The following is a 24,287-nucleotide window of genomic DNA, read 5'->3' as shown; positions in this document are numbered from 1 at the left end:
AATTTAGATATATTTAGGAGGTTTTTTTAATGGCAAAAATTATAGGAATTGACTTAGGAACTACTAATTCATGTGTATCAATAATGGAAGGGGGATCTACTACTGTAATCTCTAACGTAGAGGGAGCTAGAACAACTCCATCTGTTGTAAGTATAAAAGAAAATGGTGAAATTATTGTTGGAGAAATTGCAAAAAGACAAGCAATTACAAATCCTACATCAACTATTTCATCTATCAAAACTCATATGGGAACAGATTATAAAGTAGATGTTTTCGGTAAAAAGTACACTCCTCAAGAAATTTCTGCTATGATTTTAAAGAAATTAAAATCTGATGCTGAAGCATACTTAGGAGAAACTGTTACTGAAGCTGTAATAACTGTTCCTGCTTACTTTACAGATGCTCAAAGACAAGCTACAAAAGATGCTGGTGTTATTGCTGGTTTAAATGTAAAAAGAATCATAAACGAACCAACTGCTGCTGCTCTTGCTTACGGATTAGAAAAAGCTGGACAAGAGGAAAGAGTACTAGTATTTGATCTTGGTGGAGGAACATTTGATGTTTCTATTCTTGAAATTGCTGATGGTGTAATTGAAGTTATTTCAACTTCTGGTAATAATCATCTTGGTGGAGATAATTTTGATGATGTAGTAATTAAATACTTAACTGAAGAATTTAGAAAAGAAAGTGGAATTGATTTAGCTAATGATAAAATGGCTTACCAAAGACTTAAAGATGCTGCAGAAAAAGCTAAGAAAGAACTTTCTACATTAACAGAAGCTCACATCTCTTTACCATTCATAACTATGGATGCTACTGGACCTAAGCATTTAGATTTAAAATTAACTAGAGCTAAATTTAATGATTTAACTAGAGAATTAGTTGAAGCTACTCAAGTTCCTACAAAAGATGCTCTGAAAGCTGCTGGATTAAATCCATCAGATATCGATGAGATTTTATTAGTTGGAGGATCTACAAGAATTCCTGCTGTTCAAGAATGGGTTGAATCTTACTTCGGTAAAAAACCAAACAAAGGAATAAATCCTGATGAGGTTGTTGCTGAAGGTGCTGCTATACAAGGTGGAGTTTTAATGGGAGATGTTAAAGATGTTTTACTTCTTGACGTAACTCCATTATCTTTAGGAATCGAAACTTTAGGTGGAGTATTCACTAAGATAATTGAAAGAAACACTACTATACCAGTAAAAAAATCTCAAGTATTCTCAACAGCTGTTGATAATCAACCAGCTGTTACTATAAATGTATTACAAGGTGAAAGAGCTAAAGCTGTTGATAACCATAAGTTAGGAGAATTCAATCTTGACGGAATCCCTGCAGCGCCAAGAGGAGTTCCTCAAATCGAAGTTACTTTTGATATTGATGCTAATGGAATTGTTCATGTTTCAGCAAAAGATTTAGGAACTGGAAAAATCAGTAATGTTACAATCTCTGGTTCTACAAACCTATCTGCTGATGAAATTGAAAGAATGAAAAAAGATGCTGAAGCTAATGAAGCTGAGGATAAAAAGTTTAAAGAGTTAGTTGAAACTAGAAATAAAGCTGATATGTTAATTGCTTCTACTGAAAAATCAGTAAAAGATTATGCTGAAAAAGTAACTGAAGATGAAAAGAAAGCTATTGAAGACGCTATTGAAGAACTAAAAGCTATTAAAGATAATGGAGATAAAGAAGCTCTTGATGCTGCTATTGAAAAATTATCTGGAGCTGCTCATAAATTAGCTGAAGAAATCTATAAGGATGCTCAAGCAAACCAACAAGGTACTGCTAATCCTGAAAATAAAGCTAAAGATGATGTTGCTGACGCTGAGATAGTTGACTAATATTACTAATTAATATATACTTTATTAAGGGATAGAGCTACTCTATCCCTTATTTTAAGAAACGGAGGATTTTTTTAAATGGCTAAAAAAGACTTTTATGATATTTTAGAGGTAGCTAAAGGCGCTTCTGATGTCGAGATAAAAAAAGCATACAGAAAAGCTGCTATGAAATATCACCCTGATAAATTTAGTGGTGCTAGTGATTCTGAAAAAACTGTAGCAGAAGATAGATTCAAAGAAATAAATGAAGCTTATCAAGTTCTTTCAGATGAAAATAAAAGAGCTCAATACGACAGATTTGGACATTCAGCTTTTGAAAACGGTGGTGGTGGTTCTGGATTCGGTGGTGGTGCTGGGTTCGGTGGTGGTTTTGAAGATTTAGGAGATATTTTCGGTTCATTCTTCGGTGGCGGAGGTGGATTCGGTGGTGGTTCTCGTCAAAGAGGTCCTGAACCTGGAGAAGATTTAAGATACAATCTTGAGTTAACTTTAGAAGAAGCTGCTAAAGGTGTAGACAAAACATTGAAATATAAAAGAACTGGTAGTTGCAACAGTTGTAATGGAACAGGTGCTGAAAAAGATTCTAAAATGAATAAATGTTCAAAATGTAATGGTAGTGGTACTATTCATGTAACGCAAAGAACAGTTTTTGGTAATTTCCAAACAGCTCAAGAATGTAATTCTTGTCATGGTAAAGGAAATGTTCCTGAAAAAAAATGTAAAAAATGTCATGGTACTGGTATTGATAATGAAACTGTTGAAAAAACTATCAAAATTCCTGCTGGTATTGATGAAGGTCAAAAATTAAGACTTTCTGGAATGGGTAATGCAAGTACAGAAGGTGGACCAAATGGAGACCTTTATGTTTACATTTCAGTTAAATCTCATCCTTTCTTTGAAAGAAATGGCGTTGATATAGTTTGTGATGTTCCTGTTACTTTTGCTAAAGCAACTCTTGGTGGAGAAATTGAAATTCCTACACTTAACGGAAAGAAAACTATTAAAATTCCTGCTGGAACTCAAAATGAAAAACTATTTAGAATGAAGGGTGAAGGTATTAAAAATCCTAGAAGTCCTTATACAGGAGACCAAATAGTTAGAATTAAAATTGAAGTTCCTATCAATTTAAATTTAGAGCAACAAGAACTATTAAAAAAGTTCGAAGATAGTTTAAAAGACAAAAATCACAAAGATAATAAAAATTTCTTTGATAAACTAAAAAACTTCTTCTCTTAAATTTTATTGAAAAGAGCATATCCTTGTGGTATACTTATCTTATAACAATATTATCTAAGGGGGCTTTAATAATATGAATGAACTATTCTCTAAATATGGTGGAATGGCTATTACATTTGCTATTTGGGCAGCTGTATTCTATTTTCTACTTATTTTACCAAACAAAAAGAAACAAAAGAAACATCAAGAGATGCTAAATTCTCTAAAAGAAGGTGCTGAAGTTATTACTTCTGGTGGTATTAAAGGCACTGTTTCTAATATGGGTTCTGAATTTTTAACTATCAGAATTGATAAAGGTGTTAATGTTCAAGTACTTAGAAGTTCTGTAACAAGAGTTTTAAAATAAAAATATTTACAAAAGATAGGATGGATAACTTTTCCATCCTCTTTTATTATTATAAATTGATGGAGAGTAATTATGAAAAAATATTTTATTTTTTTTATGTTTTGTTTTTTTTCTCTAACTATTTTTGCTAACAGTACTATCCAAAAAGTTCGAATGAATAATAATCCACCTCAACTAGTTTTTGATATTTCAGCTACTACTAAACCTAAGTTTAATAGTAACTATGATGAATACAATAGATTACTTTTCTTAGAGGTTGAAAAAGTTAAAATGGGCTCTAAGTTTAACCCTTCTAAATTTATTGGAAAAAGTATTGAAAAAATAGATTTTATCGATTATGGTTCTAATGTTGGATTTTTTATAAAACTCAAAAAAGGCGCTGGGCATAAAGTTTACTCTCTAAGTAAACCTTATCGAATTGTAGTTGATTTAAAACCTACAATTTCATCTAAAAAAGAATTTACAATTACTATCGATGCTGGGCATGGCGGTAAAGATCCTGGAGCTATTGGATTTAAAAAATATCAAGAAAAAGATATAGCATTGGCTGTTGCTAAAAAGCTTCAGTCTAAATTATCCAAAGATTTTAATATTGTAATGACAAGAAGTAGCGATACTTTTATTAAATTATCTGAAAGAAGTCGTATTGCAAATAAAAATAAAGCTGATTTGTTTATTAGTTTGCATTTAAATGCTTCTAAAAATGCCACTGCACAAGGAATGGAAATTTTCTATTTTTCAAAAAAATCTTCTCCTTATGCTGAAAAAATAGCTTCTTATGAAAATAGTTTTGGTGAAAAATATGGAGAAAAAACTGGCAGTATTGCTCAGATAATGGGTGAGTTATCATACAATAAAAATATGGAGAAATCTATTACTGTTGCTAAACCATTAAATACATCTATGGCTAATCGTTTAAAGATGAGAGATAGGGGTATCTATGGTGCTAATTTTGCTGTACTTAGAGGTTTTAATGGACCTGGAATTCTAGTAGAATTAGGTTTTATAACAAATCAATCTGATGTTGCTAAACTCTCTAAAGAAGCTAACCAAAATATTATGGCAGATGAATTAGCAAGTAAAATTAGAGCATTTTTTTATTAGGAGGTTTCTATGTCAAATAAATTAAAACTATTTTTAGTTGCTTTAATATCTGTTGCTACTATAACTGGAATCTATTCAAAGCAACTTGATAAGAATAGTAAAACTATAACACAAATTTCGGTGCCAAAAATTCAAGAAATTAAAAAATTAGAGTTTAGTACACCTATTTTCTTTCCAGATTTAAAAGCTGGAAAACTTAATACTGAAAATATAGTTTTAACATCTAATTTAAAAGAAAAAGAAGAAATTTTAAAAGAAATTATTAATAATCTCCTAATTAAGTTAGAAAACACAAAAATTATAAAAAAAGAAAATTATAAATATGAGCTATTTATAAAAAATAGAATTCTTTACCTAGATTTAGATTCTAAAATTCTTTTATCTGCTACAACTCCTCAAGAGGAGCTACTTTTAATTTATTCTTTTGTGAATAGTTTATTAACTCCTGGAGGATCAGACACTGTTGTTTTACTCGTAAATGGTATTCCTACAAATAAAGTTAATTTTATTGATATAAATAAGAGCTATAAATTAAACAGTAATATATAATTTTTAGGGAGTTTCTAATTTTTGAAACTCCCTTTTCAAAATTTGGAGGCTATATGAATATTAATTTTCTTAAAGATGAATTAAAATTGGTTGTATCAAAAAAAAGATATGATCACTCGATAAGAGTTTTAAAAACTGCCCTTCATTTAGGGGAAATTTACAATGTTGATTTAAATAAATTAACCATTGCATCTCTTTTACATGATTATGCTAAAGAGATGCCTAAACAAGAATTGATTAAAATTTCTAAAGATAATTTTATAATAGAATCAAAGGATTATCTTGATAATTCTGAAATTTTACACAGTTATGCAAGTGCTTATATTGCTAAAAATACCTTCAAAGTTGAAGACTCTGAAGTTTTAAATGCAATAAAATATCATACTACTGGAAGACAAAATATGAAATTAATTGAAAAAATTGTTTACTTAGCTGATGCTATCGAGCCTAAAAGAGATTATCCATATGTTGAAAAAATTAGAGATTTAGCTCTAGTAAACTTAGATAAAGCCATTTTACTAGAAGTGAATAAAAAAATTGAGTATCTTTTGAAAGAGAATTATGTTATACATATAGACTCAATCGAGATGCGAAATTGGCTTTTAAAAACAAGCTAATAGGAGGATTAAAATTTATGAAAATAAAAACAAAATTAGATAAACAACTTGAAGATTTAAAAAGTATTTTAAAAGAAAGCAAAGCTTTAACACTAGATGAGATTACAAAAGCTCTTGGCTGGTCTCCTAAATATAAAAAAGATAATAGAGATATCGTTGAGCAATGGGTAGAATCTGGCGAAATAATGAAAAACAAACGAAACAAATATAATATTCCTGAAAATCTAGGATTTATCAAAGGTAAGTTTTCAAATATTAAAAATAAATTTGGTTTTGTTGATACAGATACAGAAGGTTACTTCATTCCTAGAACTAAGTTTGGTACAGCTTTGGATGGTGACGTAGTTTTAATTAATGTTACTTCTCCTGAAGGTAAAGGTAAAAAAGAAGGTGAAATTGTTGAGGTTCTTTTAAGAGAAAAAAATACAATTATTGGTATTTTTGAAAAAAAAGAAAACTTTGGTTTTGTTAGGCCTACACAATCTTTTGGAAGAGATATATATATCCCTAGAAATTTCTTTAATAAAGCTAAAGATGGAGAATTAGTTGTTGTAGAAGTTACATTCTGGGGAACTGATGAAAAAAAACCTGAAGGTAAAATTGTAGAACAGATTGGTAATCCTTTTGATACTAGTAACATGGTTAAAGCTCTATTATTAAGAGAAGGTTTATCTGAAGATTTTCCTGATGAAGTTTTAGCTGAAGCTCGTCAAATCCCTGTCTCTATTTCACAAGAAGAGATTAACAAAAGAAAAGATTTAAGACATTTACCTATTATAACTATTGATGGTGATGATGCTAAAGATTTAGATGATGCTGTTTATGTAGAAAAACTTGAGAACGGCTATTATAAATTAATTGTTGCTATCGCTGATGTTTCTCATTATATTCCTACTGGTTCTAAACTTGATAAAGAAGCTGAGAAAAGAGGAAATTCTGTATATATGGTTGATAGAGTTTTACCGATGTTCCCTAGAGAAATTTCAAATGGAATTTGTTCTTTAAATCCCCATGAAGACAAATTGACTTTTTCAGTAGAAATCTTAATTGACTCTCAAGGTAGAGCTATAGACATTCAAACTTATAAATCAGTTATTAAAACAGCTCATAGAATGACTTATACAAATGTAAATAAAATAATTGATAAAGATCCAGAAATGGTTGAAAAATATAGTGACATTGTAGATATGATTTCTACTATGTTAGAACTTTCTAAAATTATAAGAGCAATAAAATACAATAGGGGTTCTATTGATTTTGATCTTCCTGAAGTGAAAGTTATTTTAGATGAAAATAAAAAAGTGAAATATTTAAAAACTATTGAAAGAGGAGAATCAGAAAGAATAATAGAAGATTTCATGATTATGGCTAATGAATCTATCGCAGAAAAACTTTTCTGGTTAGAAATTCCATCTGTTTATAGAGTACATGAAACTCCTGATCCTGAAAGAGTAAAAACTCTAAGTGAAACTCTATCTAAATTTGGATATAAATTACATTCTTCTGAAGATCTTCATCCTAAGAAATTCCAATCTATAATTAAAGACTCTGAAGCAAAAGGAATAAGTATGATTGTTCACAAGATGATTTTAATGTCTCTTAAACAAGCTAAATACGGTGTCGAAAATCTAGGTCACTTTGGGCTTTCATCTAGTTACTATACTCACTTTACATCACCAATTAGAAGATATGCTGACCTTTTAATACATAGAATTTTAAATATTGCCATAAATGGATACCCTACTAAAAAACAATATGGTACTCTTATAAATTATCTTCCTGATGTTACAGCTCATATTTCTCAAACCGAAAGAAAAGCTATGAAAATAGAAGATGAAAGTGTTAAAATAAAAGTTGTTGAATACATGATTGATAAAATTGGTGATGAATTCAAAGCAACTATAGTTGGATTTAATAACAAAAAAATATTCTTCGAAACTGAAGAACATGTTGAATGTTTCTGGGATGTAACTACTGCTCAAAACTTCTATGAATTTAATGATTCTGATTATGTAATGAAAGATACTGATACTGATAGAGAATTCCACTTAGGAGATAAGATGGATATTCTAATTGTTAGAGCTGATTTACAGATGCTTGAAATTGAAGTTATTCCTACAGAATTTCATCAAGAATATACAGGGAGAAGAAAAGAAAGGAGATTTTAGATTATGATATTAGCTAATAACAAAAAAGCTTTTTTTGATTATTTTGTTGAGGATAGGTTTGAAGCTGGAATTGAACTTGTTGGATCTGAAGTGAAATCTATTAAAGCTGGAAAAACTAGTATAAAAGAAGCCTTTATCAGAATAATTAATGGTGAGGTTTTCATAATGGGAATGAGTGTTGTTCCTTGGGCATTTGGAAGTACTTATAATCCTGATGAAAGAAGGGTTCGAAAGTTACTTTTAAATAAAGCTGAAATTAAAAAATTACATGAAAAAGTTACACAAAAAGGATATACTGTTGTTCCGTTAAATGTTCATCTATCTAAAGGTTTTGTTAAAGTTGATATTGCTGTAGCTAGAGGTAAAAAGAATTATGATAAACGTGATTCTCTAGCTAAAAAAGATCAACAAAGAACTATGGAAAGAGATCTTAAAGATAACTACTAATAAAAGGACAGATGAAAAAATTCATCTGTCCTTTTTGGATTATTTAAATAAAATATTTACTTTGCACAACATTTTTTATATTTTTTCCCTGATCCACAAAGACATGGATCATTTCTTCCAATTTTTTCCTCTTTTACTATAGTTCCCTGTAAAGGTAACCAACCATAATATAACCATTGTCCATCAACTTTTATGAATTTACTTTTTTCATGATGAACAATATCTTTACCATTTTCTTTGTATGATGCTTTAAATTCTACAATTCCTTCTTTATCACACTCTAAGCCTTCTTCTGTAGAAACAATCTCTAAACCTATCCATTCAGATTCTAATGCCCATTTTTTTGTTTCTTCAACATCCATATCAACTTTAGTTTCTGGATGATGTGTTTCTACTATAAAGTCTATATCTCCAGTTTCAAAAGCACTATATCTTGCTCTCATTAATTCTTCGGCTGTTTTAAAATTATTTATCATTTTTATTTTGCACCTCTACTTTTTTTAATTCATCTATATCTTTTTCAATTTTTTTTGCTTTTTTATAAATTTCATTTATTCTAAATTCCAAAGAATTCAATATCCAAAATTGAAAATGACTCGCTCTTTGTGATTCATAATACATCCAAATAAGTTTTATAACACCAAATAAAATTGCAACTTGAACAGCTAATTCAGGAGCTATTCTATTAAATACTCCTCCTAAAACTAACAACGCAACTATTATTACAATCAATATTATATTTATAATCTTATTTTGTTTATCGTTTGAACCACCTATTTGACCTACGATACTTCTAATTCTTTCTTTTTCTTTTTGAAATTCTTGTAACTCTTCTCTTAACTGCTCTTCTCCTCTCAAATTTGAGCCTCCTTTTTTAGACTCCCCAATCTCTAGGGTATCTAAAATCTCTTCCTATAGTTCTATTAGATATCTTTGCTATCAAAGGAAGTTTTCTTTTATATTGAGACATCTGGATTTTCCAAATTATTTTATCAATAATTTCTTCTGAATAACCTGCATTTAAAATCTCTTCTTTCTTTTCTCTTCCATCTATCAAAGAAATTAAAATTTCATCAGCTAATTTATAAGAGAATCCTAACTCACTTTCATCAGTTTGCCCTTCCCAAAGATCAGCACTTGGCTTTTTATCAATTAATTCTTTTGAAACTCCCATATGTCTTGACAATTCCCAAACTTGAGTTTTGTATAGATCTCCTATTGCATTTATGGCTGAAGCTGCATCTCCAAACTGAGTACTATAACCTAATAACATCTCAGTTTTATTAGATGTACCTAAAACCAAAGCCTTTTCTTTTGCTGAATAATCGAATAGAATACACATTCTTTCTCTTGCCATTCTATTTCCTTTTCTTAATCCATCCATATCTGGATTCATTTGAAAATATGGTTCAACCATTGGAGTTATCTCTATTAATTTCGATTGTATTCCTAAATCCTCTACTACTAGTTTAGCGTGTTCTACACTTTCTTTACTAGAAGTTTTATAAGGCATAAGTATTCCTAAAACATTTTCAGGTCCAAAAGCTTTTGCCGCTAAATATGCAACTAAAGCAGAATCTATTCCACCTGATAATCCTAATACTACTTTAGAAAATCCAACTTTATTAGCTTCCTCTTTCAAAAAATGAACTAATATCTCTTCAACTAAATTTAAATCTAAATCCAACTTATGACTCATCTTTTCTCTCCTACTTATATAAGTTTTTAATCTCTTCTGCTATATCCATATCTAAACCAAACTTACCTAATTTACAAGCTCTATAATCTCTTAAAATGGTATATGTTGCTTGCTGAACATTTGGAATACCACCTTTTTGTAGCATATTCATTCTAACTGCAATCGACTCTATAATTGCTCCTGTTACTTGTTCAAAATCTTCTTCTAAAAGTTTATATTTATCTTGTAATATATTCTTTTTTCCCATTTTTAGCATTTTTTCTATTAAAAGACATGCAACTTCATCTATTGGAAGTATTTCATCTCTTATAGCTCCTGTTATTGCTAAATTATAACCTACTTCTTGGTTTTCAAATTTTGGCCATAATATTCCTGGAGTATCTAATAACTCTAAACCTTCTTTAATTCTAAACCATTGTTTTCCTCTAGTGAATCCTGGTTTATTTCCTACTCCTGCACTGCTTTTACCTACTATTCTATTAATTAATCTTGATTTACCTACATTAGGTATTCCTACTATCATTAATCTTGTGTTTACTTTTCTTAATCCTTTTTTCAACATTTTTTCTTTTTTTTCTTTAGATACTTTTTCAATAATTGAATACAACATCTTCATATTAAATCCTGTTTCTGCTGATAGTTCTAGAACTTCATCGGCAAAATTATTATCTTTAAAGAATTTTTTCCAAAAATTTATCTCTTCTTTTGTTATTAAGTCAGCTTTATTTATAACAATTACCCTTTTTTTATTCTTCGCAAAACCAGCTATATCTGGGTTTTTACTTGATAAAGGAATTCTTGCATCCACAATCTCAAGAACAATATCTATTAAAGGCATATTTTCTTTTATTATATCCTTCGTTTTTTTCATATGTCCTGGATACCAGTTAATTTTTGTCATTGACATTTTTTCTCACCTCTATTTTTCATTACCCTTTATTAAAAGAACTATCTCTCCTTTTATAGGATTTTGAGATAACTTTTCGATTAACTCTGTAGTTGTTCCTCTTAAAATTTCTTCATATATTTTTGTTATTTCTCTTACTATTACAACATCTCTAACACCAATAAAAGTCTCTATATCTTTTAAAGTTTTTTCTATTCTATGTGGAGATTCAAAAATTATAATTGTTCTTTCTTCTGTCGCTAAAGATTTCAAAAGAGTTTGTCTTCCTTTTTTCTTTGGTAAAAAACCCTCAAAACAAAATCTTCTAGTTGATATTCCTGCAACTGAAGCCGCTGCTGTCATTGCACTTGCACCTGGAATAGGTATAACTTTTATTCCTTTTTTTAGAGCTTCATCTACAACTTCAAATCCAGGATCTGATATACAAGGTGTACCTGCATCTGTTACTAATGCTATTTTATTTCCATTTTCTAACATATTTATCATATTTGAAATTTGATGCATTTTTGTATGTTCATCATATCTATTCACAACTTTTTCTATTCCTAAATGATTTAATAACTTTTTTGTAACTCTCGTATCTTCTGCAAAAATAAAATCTACTTCTTGAAACGTTTTTATAGCTCTCAAAGTTATATCATCTAAATTTCCTATTGGTGTTGCTACTATATAAAGCATTTTATACCTCATTTCTTGTTTATTTTTTCTGTAAAAGTTTAGCCATCTCTTCAATGGCTTTATCTAATTGAACATCTTTTTTTGATATTATTTTATTGCCTTCCTCTTCACCCTTTACTTCTTTGATAATTTCATTTCTATTTTCTTTTGTTTCATCTTCATTTATATTTGTAACAAAACCATTAAAAAATAAAAAATCATCTTTTTCTTCAACTAAAATATCAGGCTCAATTCCAACGCCATGAATAGAAACACCACTTGGTGTATAATATTTAGCTATTGTTATTTTTATTCCATCTCCATCTGGTAAAGGCAATAGTGTTTGAACACTTCCTTTTCCAAACGATTTTTCTCCAATTAAAAGTCCTCTTTTATAGTCTTTTATTGCTCCTGAAACAATCTCAGAAGCTGAAGCACTTCCTTCATTTATTAAAACTATTAAAGGAAAATCTCCGAAGAATTTCCCTTCTCTGTAAGCTACTTCCTCTTCACTATTTTTACCTTTTGTACTAACTATTCTTCCATCTTTTATAAACATAGATGATATCTTAACAGCTTGTCCTAAAGATCCACCTGGATTACTTCTTAAATCAAAAATTATACCTTTGGCACCTTTTTTTAATAAATTTTCCAAGTCTCTACTCAGATCTTTATATACATCTTCTCCAAATTGAGTTAGTCTTAAATAACCAACATCTTTTCCAATCATTTTGCTTTTAACATATTTAAGCTGAATAATTGATCTCTTTAATTCGACTTCTTTTGTTTCTTTGGCTTCTTCTCTATAAACTGTAAGCTTTACTGAAGTTCCTGGTTCACCTTTTAACTTTTTTACACTTTGTTCACTTGTTAGTTTATAAGTACTTTCTCCATCAATAGCTATAATTTTATCTTTTGCCCTTATCCCTGCTAAATATGCTGGGGTATCTTCTATTGGTGAAACTACTATTAAAGGTTCATCTGCTTTTTTCTGAATTACCATACCTACTCCAGCATATTTTCCTTCAATATCTTCTTTAAAACTTTCTAGTTCTTCTTTTGTAAAGTAGTTGGAATGTGGGTCATCTAATGATTCCATTATTCCTTTTAATGCGCCTTGCATTAATGTCGTATTTGTAGGTTCTTTTTCTCCACCAACATGATTTTCTTTTATTATATTCATAATATCAGAAAGTTCTTTTAGTTCTTTTATATTACTAATAAATCCATTATCTACAGAATATGTTGAAACTGAATTTACAAGCATAACCCCGGATAAAAGTAGAGCTACTCCAGTATTTCTTAACAGTTTAATCATAAGGCTCCTCCTAAGTTTTTTCCTAGCTTTACAACTGATTCGATGTTAATATGAGAATCTTCTTCTCCTATCTCAAATATAGATATATACTCAACATTTCCTTTTGTACCTGTTATTGGTGAAAAATCTAGTGCTTTCAATTTAAGCCCAGATTTTTTAGCTTCTTCTATAACCATTTCTATTGCCATTATGTGTTTTTTACTATCTTTTACTATTCCACCTTTTTCAATGTTTTCTTTTCCAACTTCAAATTGTGGCTTTATTAGTGCCATCAATTTTGTATCTTCTTTAAAAAACTTGATTAAGTGCCCTATTACTTTTGTTATTGATATAAAAGAAACATCCATAACTATACAATCTACTTTTTGATTATCTAAATCAGTAAGTTCTAAATCTTTTATATGAGTATTCTCTAAAGATTTCACTCTATTATCTGTTCTCAACTTCCAATCTAATTGATTTGTTCCAACATCTACTGCATATACAAATGATGCTCCATTTTGCAAAGAACAATCTGTAAATCCACCTGTTGATGATCCTACATCTAAAACTCTCTTTTCTTTAAAATCTAATTGAAAAACACTAATTGCTTTTTCTAACTTCATTCCACCACGACTAACATATTTACATGCATCGCCTTTTACTCTTATTGTTGGTTCTTCATCTATTTTTATAGATGTTCCTGGCTTATCTATTTTCTTATCATTTACTATAACTAATCCTGCCATAATTGCTCTTTTAGCTTTTTCTCTAGTTTCATAAAATCCTCTTTCAACTAGTAAAACATCTATTCTTTCTTTCATTACTGCACTTCCTTTTCAAAAATCTGATCATCTTCTAAATAATTTAGCAATAAATTTTCTAAAATAAGATTTTCAAATCCTAATCTATCAACTGATCTTATTAACTTTTCAGTTTCTCTAACTCTTTTTGTGAAAAAGTCATCTCCAATTGGTATTTTTTTCTTACTTTTATAATATCCCAGAAGTTGCTTTGTATTTTTTAATCTTAATTCATGCTTAGCTCTTTTTAAACGATCTTTTATAACTCCTGTTGTACAGTTGAATTTTTTAGCTACTTCATCTATGTTCATTCCTTCACTCATAAGTTTTAAAATTTTATCAGCGCCAATAGGATTTATTCTATGGTATTTAGCTGAATACATATCTGCTCTATGAACTATATGAGCTTCTTTTGTATTAGGTTGAATTTTACCCCATTTTCCATGGTGCGATATAACTATATGAGTTATATTCTTTTTGATTTTATCCACAATTTTTAAATTTAAAGCTTCTTCAATTTCAGATAAAACCCTTTCTGCTTCTTTTATAATATATTCAGGTTTTTTTATCATCATTTGAGAATGCGAAAGTTTTTCATCAGCTTTTCTGATGCTTCCCTTGCTCAAATCATGTATTATTACTCCTACTACAATTGAAAAAAACTCTATTTTTTCTCTAGCTTCTCTTAAATCTCTAAAATCTCTTTTTATCTCTTCAAACGATATTTTTAAAACATCATATGTATGAGTAGTTACTTTAACTCCTTGATCCTCATGATGATCTAAATCTAAAACCATTTCATGATTTAATAAAACTTTTATAAACTCTAATGCATTACTATTTTTCGCCATTAATGCTGTCCTCAATTCTCTCTATTAGTTTTTTACCTCTTAGTCCATATTCCTCTAACAGTATATTCCTTGTACCATGAGGTATTGCTACACTTTCTAATGCTATTATATTTATATTAATTGCTATTTTTTTCTTATTTAAGAAATTTAATATTTCATCTCCAAATCCACCTCTTTTATAACCATCTTCAAAGGTAAATATATTTTCATACTTAGAGAACTCTCTTAATATAAAACTTTCATCTAAAGGTCTTATTGATGAACAACTTACTATAGCTCCATCTAACCCCTTTTCTAAAAGTTGATTTTTTATATTTATAACCTCTTTCAACATAGATCCAGTTGCCAAATAAAGGTTTTTTTCTCCTTTTTTTACCTCTTGCCATTTCCCTATTTCAAATTTTAATTCTAGATTTTCTTCTAACTCAAAAGCACTTCCTCTAGGGAATCTTATTGTTAGAGGTCCTTCTTCAAAATTTTTAGAAAATTCCATTATTTCAGCTAGTTCTTTTCCTGTTGTTGGAGCTAGAACTCTATAATTTGGCATAGTTAAAAATATATTTATATCATGTATTCCTTGATGAGTTTTTCCATCTTCTCCAACAATTCCTGCACGATCAATTATAAATCTAACTGGTAAATTTTGTAACCCAACATCATGAATTAATTGATCTTGCGCTCTTTGGAAAAATGTTGAGTAAATTGCGACATAAGGTTTTTTTCCAGAAATTGCTAAACCTGCTGAAAATGTAACTGCATGGCCTTCTGCTATTCCTACATCTACACATCTATCACTATACTTACTTTGGTATTCTCCTAATCCAGTTCCTTTCACCATTGCTGCTGATATAGCATATATATCTTTATCAGTTTCAGCTAATTCTACTAATTTTGAACCAAAAATATTAGAATACGTTCTTCCAGTTAATTGAACTTCACCTGTTTCAGGATTAAATGGAGAAATTCCGTGGAATTTTTCTTTATTTTCCTCTGCTAATTGGTATCCTTTTCCTTTTTCTGTTTTTATATGAATAAAAACAGGTCCCTCCATCTCTTTTGCTATTGTTAAATTCTTTATTAACTCTTCAATATTATGACCATCAATAACTCCTAAAAATTGATATCCTAAAGTTTCTGAGATACTAGATGGTAAAAAAAACTGTTTTACAGAATGTTCTATTCTTTCTAGTAAACTTTTGACTTGTATGCCCACTTTTCCTTTACTTATTACACTTCTAACATCTTTTCTAATATTCATATAAGCATTGCTAATCATTAATTTTCCAAAAAAATTTGATAATGAACCTACATTTTCTCCAATAGACATTTCATTATCATTTAATATTACTATTAGATTTTTTATATTGTTTCCAATATTATTTAAGGCTTCTAAAGAGTGCCCATTGGCAATTGAAGCGTCACCTATTACTACAATTATCTTCTCATTTGGATTCGCCACTGCTATCCCTGCTCCAGCTGAGAGTGCACTTCCTGCATGACCAGCTATAAAGAAATCATACTCACTTTCTTTGGGATCAGAAAAAGGACCTATTCCATCTTTTGTTCTTAAAGTTTTAAATCTTTCTTTTCTATCTGTTAGTAATTTATATACATACGATTGATGTCCTACATCAAACAACAATTTATCTTTTGGTAAATTAAATACCTCTATTATAGATTGAGTCAATTCGACTACACCTAAATTTGGTCCTAAGTGTCCACCGTTTTTACTTGTTATTTTTACTAATATGTCCCTAATCTCTTGACTCTCTTCTTTTAATATATTTATATACGTCTTATCTACCTTCATCTTTTCCATCCTTAAGCTTGAATATAACCTTTAAATAAAAAGGCCACAACCACTCCCAATATAGCCCCCACTAAAACTTCTAAAGGACTATGTCCTAAAAGTTCTTTTAGTTTTTCATCATGTAACCTCTCGCCAACTTTTGCTGCAAATCTATCCAACAAAGTATTTAAAAGACCTGCATGTTTTCCTGCTGCTCTTCTAATTCCTGCTGCATCATACATAACTACTCCTGCTAAAACAAATGAAATAGCAAATATTGTACTCTGTGTTCCATGAGCCAAAGCGACTGCTGTACTTAATGATGACATAGTTGAAGAGTGGGAACTTGGCATTCCTCCAGTTTCAAAAATTCTTTTTATATTTAATTTTTTATCAATAAATATTGTAGTTACAACTTTATAAAACTGTGCTATAAACCAAGCTATAAATACTACGTCTAGAATCCTACTACCTAAAATTATTCCCTTTTGCATAGTTTCCCCACTCTCTTTAATATTTTATTTAACTGACTTTAATTCTAATGATATTGTAGGTTTATCTTTATTTTCTTTGAATAAAATAATAGTTCTTCCAATTACTCCTACAAGTTCTGCTTCAATTGCATCTGCTAATTGTTGAGCCACTTCATTTTTATTTACTTCAGAGTTTTGAAGAATTTTTACTTTTATTAATTCTCTAGGAATTAAAGCTTCTAAAACACCTTGTGTTAAAGATTGAGTAAATCCATCCTTTCCTATTCTAAATATTGGATCTAATTTGTGTGCCTTCTTTTTTAAAAATGCTCTTTTTTTACTTGTTAAATTCATTTTATCTCCTCTTAAATCTTTGGTTTTTATTTTATATAAATTTTTTATACATCCATTATTATAGGCAATATTACTGGTGTTCTTTTGATTCTATTATAGAAGAATTTGCTCGCTAAATCTCTTACACTATTTTTTATAACTGCCCAATCTTTTGTTCCAGCAACTTCAAACTCTTTTAATTTAATTTTAATTTGGTCATTTGCTTCATTTAGTATCTGATCTGAATCTCTTGAATAAACAAATCCTCTAGTTACTATATCAGGTCCACTTAAAACTTTTCCTGTTTCTTTATCCAATGTAAATACAACTATTACTACTCCATCTTGAGATAATTGCTGTCTATCTTTTAGAACTATATGCCCTATATCTCCAACGCCTAATCCGTCAACTAATGTAGCTCCTGCATTTACTTTACCTTTTATTTTTGCACTTGATTTTGTAACTTCAACTTTACTTCCATTTGTTGCAATTACAATATTTGCTCTTGCAACACCTGTTTCTATAGCTGTTTCTTTATGTGCTTTTAACATTTTAAATTCACCATGTACTGGCATAAAGTGTTTTGGCTTTATTAAATTAAGCATCAATCTTTGTTCTTCTTTACTTCCGTGACCTGATACATGTATTCCTGCAATTTTTTTGAATACAACCTCTGCATCATATTTTAAAAGACTATTTATATTATTTGATACAGCTTTTTCATTTCCTGGAATAGGTGTAGCTGATATTATTACTGTATCTCCCTCTTTTACTTTTGTATGCTTATGCATATTTTTAGCAATTCTTGATAAGGCTGCCATTGGTTCTCCTTGTGTTCCAGTACAAAGAATAACAACTTTATTATCTTTCATTTTATCTAATTCTGATAAATTTACCATAATATTTTCTGGTAACTTTAGATATCCTAATTTTGATGCAATATCAAATATTCTTATCAAACTTCTTCCATCTATTGCTATTTTTCTTCCGTGCTCATTTGCTATATTTACTACTTGTTGTAATCTATGCACATGTGATGCAAAAGCAGCTATTATAATTCTTCCTTTTGCTTTAGCAAACTCAACTTTAAAAGCTTCTCCTACACTTCTTTCTGAAGGTGTAAAGCCATCTATTTCTGAATTAGTAGAATCCGAAAGTAATAAATCTACTCCTTCTTCTCCTATTTGAGCTAATCTTAAAAAATCTACTCCCTTTCCATCAACTGGTGTTAAATCTATTTTAAAGTCTCCTGTATACATAACTCTTCCTGCTGGTGTTGTTACAACTACACAATATGCGTCAGCTATTGAGTGAGTCACTCTAATAAACTCAACTTCAAAATATTTTCCAACTTTTACTTTATCTCTTCCAGTTACTTCTCTCATTTTAGGGGCAATTTTAGAAACTTCTCCACTATCAAATTTAGATTTAATAAGTGCTAATGTTAGCTTTCCTCCATGAACAGGAATATTTTTATCGATTTTTTGGTATAAATATGGAATTGAACCTATATGATCCTCATGTCCATGAGTTATAAATACACCTTTTACCTTATCTTTATTACTTTCAATATAGCTGAAATCCGGTATTACTAAATCAATCCCTAGAAGTCCATCATCTGGGAAAGTTACTCCTGAATCAATTATTATGATTTCATCTCTATATTGAACTAAAGTCATATTTTTACCAACTTCATCTAATCCACCAAGAGGAATAACATACATTTTTTCTTCTTTTTCAGTTTTCACTGCTGGCTTTTTTACTTCATCTTCAGAATCATTTTTTTTAGTTGGCTTTTTTTTAGGTTTTTGAACTTTTTGTTCTTCAACAATTTCAACTTTTTCTAACTCTGATGCTTCTTTTACAACTTCAGCTGACAAAACTTTTTCACCTTGTTTTCCTTTATTGTAATATTTCCTATGTTTTGGTTTCTTTTTTTCTACTTCTTTCTCCTTTTCAACAACATTTTCTAAATTCATTTTATTTTATCTCCTCATTGTAATATTTCAAATATTCATCTACAAATTTCTTAGCAACTCCACCCGCAACACTTCCGCCTCCACCGGCTCCTTCTAACAGAACTGTAAAGACAATTTTTGGCTGTTTATCTGCTGGAAAATACCCTGCAACAAGAGCATGTGTTTTATCAAATCCTGAATTTTGAGATGATCCACTTTTTGCTCCTACAACCAATCCTTTTGTTCTTAAAGCTTTTGTTGTTCCATTGTTTTTTTCAACTGTATTTATTAAAGCTTTATTCAAAGCCTCATAATACCAACCAGGATAATTTGTTTCATATAAAATCTCTGGTTCTATATTTATTCTATCTTTTCCATTTTCCATGTAATCTACAACATGAGGTACATAAGCTTTACCTCTATTTGCAAGACCCATATACGATACTGCAACCTGCATTGGGGTTGCTAATAAGTATCCTTGACCAATAGATAATATTATTGTATCGCCTTTAAACCAAGATTGTTTAAATTTTTTCTTTTTCCACTTTTCATCTGGTAATACCCCCGCTCTTTCTCCAGAAACATCAATTTTAGATAACTTTCCATATCCAAAACTACCTGCAGTTTCAATTATTGGTTCAAGACCATATTGATCTGCAAATCTATAGTAGTATGGATTTACTGATTCAACTATTGATTTTTCAAAATCAACTGTTCCATGCCCACCTTTTTTCCAAGCTTTCCAACTCCATTTTCCTATACTATAAACTCCATTATCAAAGATTTTAGTTTTTGGATCTAATCCATTATTGAAAAATGCAAAAGCTGAAAATGGTTTAAATACTGATCCAGGAGGATATTCTCCTGAAATAGTTTTATTTGTTAGAGGTTTTCTTGTATCACTACTTATTCTACTCCATTCCTCTTGAGATATCTTTGAGCTAAATGTTGTTAGTGAATATGTTGGATAACTTACCATTGTTAATACTTTTCCTGTTTGAGCATCTAAAGCAATTAAAGCTCCTGATAAATTTTCTTCTTCAAAAATTTTTTCCATGTGTTCTTGTAATCTCATATCTAGTGATAAATGTAAATTGTACCCAGAAGTCGGTTCTTTACTTTTTTCAATTTTTTGAGCTTTATTTAATGCATTTACTTCTATATAGTCATAACCAGGTTTCCCCTTCATATTTATATCATAAACTTTTTCAATTCCAGTTTTCCCAACAATATCTCTTGGTGAATATCCTTCTTCTCTTAATTTTTCATATTCTTTTTCTGTAATTTTTTTCACATAACCAATTGTATGTGCTGCTAATGAGTCATATATATATTTTCTTTTAGAATAACTCTGAACTTCTAGATATGGATAATCACCTATTTTTTCCATTAATTTATGGGCTAGCTGTAATTCTAAATCTTCTATTAATATGTTCTCTTTTGTATAAGTAACAATTTCACCATATTTTATTCTTTTCTGAAGATAATCACTTGTATATCCTGTAGCTTCTACCATCTCTTCTAATTGACTTTTACTAACCGTTCTTTGATTTAAATAAACTAATCTATAACCCAAAGTGTTTGTTACTATAAGCTGTCCATTTGAATCATATATATTTCCTCTTTCAGCATCAATCTTTCTTAATTTAACTCTATTTTTTTGAGCTAAATAATTATATTTTTCTTTTTTTATAATTTGTAAATATGCCATTCGAGTTCCTAATAGCACAAAAATTATAAATATAAATACTTTATATATATCTCCTCTAAACTCAAAACTTTTACCTAACTTTATTCCAAGATTTTTTTTCACTTAGTTGCTCTCCTCATGTACAACAAATTTATTATAAAATAAAATACTGAAAGTATCATTATATTTACTATAACAAACGGAATATTTACATAAAATTTCCAAGCTACAATTTGTAAAATAGATAATAAATATACATTCCCAATATTGTAATCAAAGTTTATAAAGTATAGGTAATAAAAAACTATATTTAACCCTACAAATAAAAAAGAATGTGCAGGTTCTCCTGAATGAAGAGCTAATATAATCGATAGTATTGGAAATAAAAATGCTATCTTTTTATCTTTTCTATAAGATAGATAAGCCAAATAAGGCATTATTAAAAAACCTTTTGATGTTGTTTGAGGAATATTATCCAATATAAAAACAAATAAAATTGAGATAAGATCTAGCATTTTCACTCCTTCTAATTCTTAATCTATTAGTACATTTATTCTATTGTTTAAAGAATTGTTTTCTAACATATTAGTAATACTTAATTTTTTAGCAATTTTTAATGCTGTATAGTAATCCTCTTTATTGTATTCAATAACAGCTTTATCTATACTTTTAGACTCTTCTTTTAAAGATAAATTTCTATATCCTAATGCATCTAAATCTTTATAAGCAGATTTAGCTGTTGCTGAAGTTCCTTTAATCTCAACTTTAAAATTGATCTCTTTTTCTTTTCCAAGAACTAAAACTACACTTGCTAATGTAGGCATTCCTGTATCTTCTTTTACTTTGAAGTATTTTTCATTAACATTAATTAATATATTCTCTATATTTTCTTTACTTATCTCATTTATACTGATTAAGCTATAGTCTGTATTTTTTTCGTAGTTGGCTGCTGTATATGTTAATGATAATTTGTTTTTCAAATTTTCACCAGTTTTTCTAGCGTAGCCACCTACACCATTTGCATTAAGTATATCAACAACTAGATTAGTAGAATTTTTTAAACTTCCACCATATAAATCTGCAAACAAAGATTGTGTTCCTGATGTAAGAATATATTTCTTATCATCTATTACCATTTCTGGGATATTTCTAGCGTTCTTTACATTTAAAGATACTTCGCTATATTTAACAACTTTATAGTTTTCAACTTTTTCAGGTAAAAAATTATTTATAGATTCCATAACCATTTTATAGTTCTTAGAATCTACCAACTTTTTTATTGTTGTCTCTTTATCAACTTGAACATCAAATGGTATTTTTACTGCTAACTTATCTTCATAAACTACAATAATGTTATTTTTTCCAATAACTGCATACCTATCCCAATCTTCTAATCTTTTACTATCTCTATTTAGATTATAACCCAAGAAAACTCCTAATACACCTATAACCAATAGAGCTAATATAAGCCCACCTAAATTTTTACTTTGTCTATTCAGTCCTTTTTCCCTTTTCATTTGCAATTAGTAACTCCTTTTCTAAGTTTGAAATACCTACTTTTACTAATTCATTCACACCAGATGTTGCAACCAACGTTTTTATTCTTAAATAATTTTGACTATAACCATAAGAACAACCATCATCCTTAACTTCTTCAACTAAAACTTCTAACTCTTTTCCTATATATTTTTCTCTTCTTTCTTTTGCCATTTCTTTTCTTAACTCTTCTAACTTTTCTGCTCTCTTTTTCTTTATATTTACATCAATTTTATCTGTAAATGTATTTGCTAAAGTTTTCTCTCTATCAGAATATTGGAAAACATGTAAATCTGAGAAACCAATACTCTTTATAACATTGTATGTGTTTTCGAACATCTCATCTGTTTCTCCTGGGAAGCCTACAATTACATCTGCCGTATACTCCATATTTTGAACAGCATTTCTAAGTTTTAGAAGTCTTTCTAATATAAGTTCAGAACCATAATTTCTTCTCATTCTTTCTAAAACGTTATTATCACAAGATTGTAAAGAGATATGAAGATGTGGCATAAGTTTTTCATTTTCTTTCATAATATTAATAAATCTATCTGAAATTTTGTCTGGATACATTGAACCTATTCTAACTCTTTCCACACCTTGTTGCTTTACAACTGTTTCTAATAGTTTTTCTAAATTTACATCTGAATTTAGATCTTCCCCATAAGCACCTAAGTTAATTCCTATTATTATAAACTCTTTGAATCCTTCTCGAGTTAAAACTTCAACTTCTTTACATATACTCTCTAAAGAACGTGATCTGCTCTTTCCTCTTCCAAAAGGTATTTTACAATAAGAACAAAAATTATTACAACCATCCTGTATTTTTATATATGCTCTAGACATTTCTCTTAATGTTGCAAATTCATACTCTTCATATGCTCTTTCTTCAAAGATATTTTCTGTTAAAATCTTAGATTTTTTACTTTCAATATCTTGAATAAAGTTAACAAGACCACTCTTATTACTATTTCCAACAACAAAATCAATCTCTTCAATTTCCAATAACTCTTTTGAATTAGTTTGAGCATAACAACCTGTTACAATAACAATAGATTCTGGATTCATTTTCTTTGCTCTTCTTAATACATTTCTAGTTTTCTTATCTGCTATACTTGTTACAGTACATGAGTTAACTATATATATATCAGCTTTATTTTCAAATTGCTCTTCTTCATACCCTATTTTTACCAATTGGTTTTTTAAACTTTCACTTTCATACTGATTAACTTTACATCCTAAAGTATAAAATGCAACTTTTTTATTTTTAATACTCATTTACTAATATTCCTCCTACTATAATTGAGGCTGTTTCAGCTCTTAATATTCTTTTTCCTAAAGATACAGGAGTCACTCCTTTTTCAATTAAAAACTCAATTTCCTCTTTTTCAAATCCACCTTCTGGGCCAACTATATAAAGAATTCTTTTAGGCTTATTTTTATTTTTATTTAAAATATTTCTCAAAGAATTTTCATCTTCACATTCATAAGGAACTATTGCTAAATCATACTTACTAAAATCTAGATCTTGTAATTTTTTAGGCTCTTCTATTTCTACTAATTTAACCGCTTGGCATTGTTTTGTAGCTTCCTTTACAATCAAATCCCACTTATCTTTCTTTTCTACAATTTTAGCTATACCTCTTTTTGTTAATAAAGGAACTATTTTTGTTATTCCAATTTCAGTTAATTTTTGGATTGTTAAATCCATTTTATCATTTTTTAAAATGCCAATTGCTGCATCAATTTCAACTTTTGAAGAAAATTTATCTTCGTTTTTCTCTAATATCTTTACCTCTATTATTTTTTTTTCTATAGATAAAACTTCACAAATATATTCATATTCACCATCGACTGCTCTTATAATCTCACCAATTTTTATTCTAAAAGCATTCTTTAGATGATTAATGTCACTTTTCTCTATAATTTCTATTATTTCATTTCCTATATTTTCTTTAGATATTATAACACTTATCATTACAAACT

25 protein-coding genes are annotated in these 24,287 nt (G+C 29.0%); 8 read left to right on the top strand and 17 right to left on the bottom strand.

The genetic code is table 11. The features are described from left to right. Positions 1-29 precede the first annotated feature (29 nt). The 8 genes from dnaK (at position 30) to smpB (ending at position 8,308) form a co-directional block, all read left to right on the top strand. Positions 30-1,841, top strand: a complete 1,812-nt coding sequence (dnaK, locus tag ACRCZX_RS02410) for a molecular chaperone DnaK (RefSeq protein WP_438581350.1) — start codon at positions 30-32, stop codon at positions 1,839-1,841. A gap of 78 nt (positions 1,842-1,919) precedes the next feature. Further along, complete coding sequence (gene dnaJ / locus ACRCZX_RS02405; protein WP_438581349.1) at positions 1,920-3,077, top strand: molecular chaperone DnaJ; 1,158 nt, start codon at positions 1,920-1,922, stop codon at positions 3,075-3,077. Positions 3,078-3,150: 73 nt separating this feature from the next. Beyond that, positions 3,151-3,423 carry a preprotein translocase subunit YajC gene (yajC, locus tag ACRCZX_RS02400; protein WP_438581348.1) on the top strand — a complete coding sequence of 91 codons (273 nt, stop codon included), beginning with the start codon at positions 3,151-3,153 and terminating at the stop codon, positions 3,421-3,423. Positions 3,424-3,495: 72 nt separating this feature from the next. Next, complete coding sequence (locus ACRCZX_RS02395; RefSeq protein ID WP_438581347.1) at positions 3,496-4,527, top strand: N-acetylmuramoyl-L-alanine amidase; 1,032 nt, start codon at positions 3,496-3,498, stop codon at positions 4,525-4,527. Between the two features lie 9 nt (positions 4,528-4,536). Then, positions 4,537-5,076 (top strand): GerMN domain-containing protein, encoded by a 540-nt coding sequence (locus ACRCZX_RS02390; RefSeq protein WP_438581346.1) that lies wholly within the window; start codon positions 4,537-4,539, stop codon positions 5,074-5,076. A gap of 53 nt (positions 5,077-5,129) precedes the next feature. Then, positions 5,130-5,693, top strand: a complete 564-nt coding sequence (gene yqeK, locus ACRCZX_RS02385) for a bis(5'-nucleosyl)-tetraphosphatase (symmetrical) YqeK (RefSeq protein ID WP_438581345.1) — start codon at positions 5,130-5,132, stop codon at positions 5,691-5,693. Positions 5,694-5,710: 17 nt separating this feature from the next. Beyond that, positions 5,711-7,861 (top strand): ribonuclease R, encoded by a 2,151-nt coding sequence (gene rnr, locus ACRCZX_RS02380; protein WP_438581344.1) that lies wholly within the window; start codon positions 5,711-5,713, stop codon positions 7,859-7,861. Between the two features lie 3 nt (positions 7,862-7,864). After that, positions 7,865-8,308: an SsrA-binding protein SmpB gene (gene smpB / locus ACRCZX_RS02375; protein ID WP_438581343.1), complete on the top strand. Its 444-nt coding sequence runs from the start codon at positions 7,865-7,867 to the stop codon at positions 8,306-8,308. 56 nt (positions 8,309-8,364) lie between these two features. Here the strand turns inward: smpB and ACRCZX_RS02370 are convergent, their stop codons facing one another. The 17 genes from ACRCZX_RS02370 to ACRCZX_RS02290 are packed head-to-tail and all read right to left on the bottom strand — an operon-like array spanning position 8,365 to position 24,279. Next, a complete protein-coding gene (locus ACRCZX_RS02370) occupies positions 8,365-8,784 on the bottom strand; it encodes a YchJ family protein (protein WP_438581342.1) in 420 nt (139 codons plus the stop codon). Beyond that, positions 8,774-9,166, bottom strand: a complete 393-nt coding sequence (locus ACRCZX_RS02365) for a hypothetical protein (protein ID WP_438581341.1) — start codon at positions 9,164-9,166, stop codon at positions 8,774-8,776. The genes ACRCZX_RS02370 and ACRCZX_RS02365 overlap by 11 nt, the downstream gene beginning before the upstream one ends. Positions 9,167-9,182: 16 nt before the next feature. Further along, positions 9,183-10,007 (bottom strand): NAD+ synthase, encoded by an 825-nt coding sequence (locus tag ACRCZX_RS02360; RefSeq protein ID WP_438581340.1) that lies wholly within the window; start codon positions 10,005-10,007, stop codon positions 9,183-9,185. A gap of 10 nt (positions 10,008-10,017) precedes the next feature. Further along, a complete protein-coding gene (gene ylqF, locus ACRCZX_RS02355; protein ID WP_438581339.1) occupies positions 10,018-10,914 on the bottom strand; it encodes a ribosome biogenesis GTPase YlqF in 897 nt (298 codons plus the stop codon). A gap of 12 nt (positions 10,915-10,926) precedes the next feature. After that, a complete protein-coding gene (rsmI, locus tag ACRCZX_RS02350) occupies positions 10,927-11,592 on the bottom strand; it encodes a 16S rRNA (cytidine(1402)-2'-O)-methyltransferase (RefSeq protein ID WP_438581338.1) in 666 nt (221 codons plus the stop codon). A gap of 19 nt (positions 11,593-11,611) precedes the next feature. Beyond that, positions 11,612-12,889 (bottom strand): S41 family peptidase, encoded by a 1,278-nt coding sequence (locus ACRCZX_RS02345; protein ID WP_438581337.1) that lies wholly within the window; start codon positions 12,887-12,889, stop codon positions 11,612-11,614. Beyond that, a complete protein-coding gene (locus ACRCZX_RS02340; RefSeq protein WP_438581336.1) occupies positions 12,886-13,692 on the bottom strand; it encodes a TlyA family RNA methyltransferase in 807 nt (268 codons plus the stop codon). The genes ACRCZX_RS02345 and ACRCZX_RS02340 overlap by 4 nt, the downstream gene beginning before the upstream one ends. After that, the gene (locus ACRCZX_RS02335) at positions 13,692-14,522 is read right to left on the bottom strand and encodes a phosphohydrolase (protein WP_438581335.1); all 831 of its coding nucleotides are present in this window, start codon (positions 14,520-14,522) and stop codon (positions 13,692-13,694) included. Before ACRCZX_RS02335 ends, ACRCZX_RS02340 begins: the two co-directional genes overlap by 1 nt. Further along, positions 14,509-16,332, bottom strand: a complete 1,824-nt coding sequence (dxs, locus tag ACRCZX_RS02330; RefSeq protein WP_438581334.1) for a 1-deoxy-D-xylulose-5-phosphate synthase — start codon at positions 16,330-16,332, stop codon at positions 14,509-14,511. The genes ACRCZX_RS02335 and dxs overlap by 14 nt, the downstream gene beginning before the upstream one ends. 11 nt (positions 16,333-16,343) lie before the next feature. Continuing rightward, positions 16,344-16,805, bottom strand: coding sequence for a divergent PAP2 family protein (locus tag ACRCZX_RS02325; RefSeq protein ID WP_438581333.1), 462 nt, complete (start codon positions 16,803-16,805; stop codon positions 16,344-16,346). Between the two features lie 24 nt (positions 16,806-16,829). Then, a complete protein-coding gene (gene yhbY / locus ACRCZX_RS02320) occupies positions 16,830-17,138 on the bottom strand; it encodes a ribosome assembly RNA-binding protein YhbY (protein ID WP_438581332.1) in 309 nt (102 codons plus the stop codon). A gap of 44 nt (positions 17,139-17,182) precedes the next feature. Beyond that, positions 17,183-19,096 carry a ribonuclease J gene (locus ACRCZX_RS02315; protein ID WP_438581331.1) on the bottom strand — a complete coding sequence of 638 codons (1,914 nt, stop codon included), beginning with the start codon at positions 19,094-19,096 and terminating at the stop codon, positions 17,183-17,185. Between the two features lies 1 nt (position 19,097). Next, on the bottom strand, positions 19,098-20,888 hold the full coding sequence (mrdA, locus tag ACRCZX_RS02310) for a penicillin-binding protein 2 (protein ID WP_438581330.1): 1,791 nt from the start codon (positions 20,886-20,888) through the stop codon (positions 19,098-19,100). Continuing rightward, positions 20,885-21,280, bottom strand: a complete 396-nt coding sequence (locus tag ACRCZX_RS02305) for a hypothetical protein (RefSeq protein WP_438581329.1) — start codon at positions 21,278-21,280, stop codon at positions 20,885-20,887. Before ACRCZX_RS02305 ends, mrdA begins: the two co-directional genes overlap by 4 nt. 18 nt (positions 21,281-21,298) lie before the next feature. Beyond that, positions 21,299-22,282: a LytR C-terminal domain-containing protein gene (locus ACRCZX_RS02300; protein ID WP_438581328.1), complete on the bottom strand. Its 984-nt coding sequence runs from the start codon at positions 22,280-22,282 to the stop codon at positions 21,299-21,301. Beyond that, the gene (mtaB, locus tag ACRCZX_RS02295; protein WP_438581327.1) at positions 22,257-23,579 is read right to left on the bottom strand and encodes a tRNA (N(6)-L-threonylcarbamoyladenosine(37)-C(2))-methylthiotransferase MtaB; all 1,323 of its coding nucleotides are present in this window, start codon (positions 23,577-23,579) and stop codon (positions 22,257-22,259) included. The genes ACRCZX_RS02300 and mtaB overlap by 26 nt, the downstream gene beginning before the upstream one ends. After that, a complete protein-coding gene (locus ACRCZX_RS02290) occupies positions 23,569-24,279 on the bottom strand; it encodes an RsmE family RNA methyltransferase (protein WP_438581326.1) in 711 nt (236 codons plus the stop codon). Before ACRCZX_RS02290 ends, mtaB begins: the two co-directional genes overlap by 11 nt. Positions 24,280-24,287: the final 8 nt, after the last annotated feature.

This window comes from Cetobacterium sp. (genome assembly GCF_051658645.1).
Classification (GTDB): Bacteria; Fusobacteriota; Fusobacteriia; order Fusobacteriales; family Fusobacteriaceae; genus Cetobacterium_A.
This window is presented reverse-complemented; position numbering and strand designations above follow the sequence as displayed.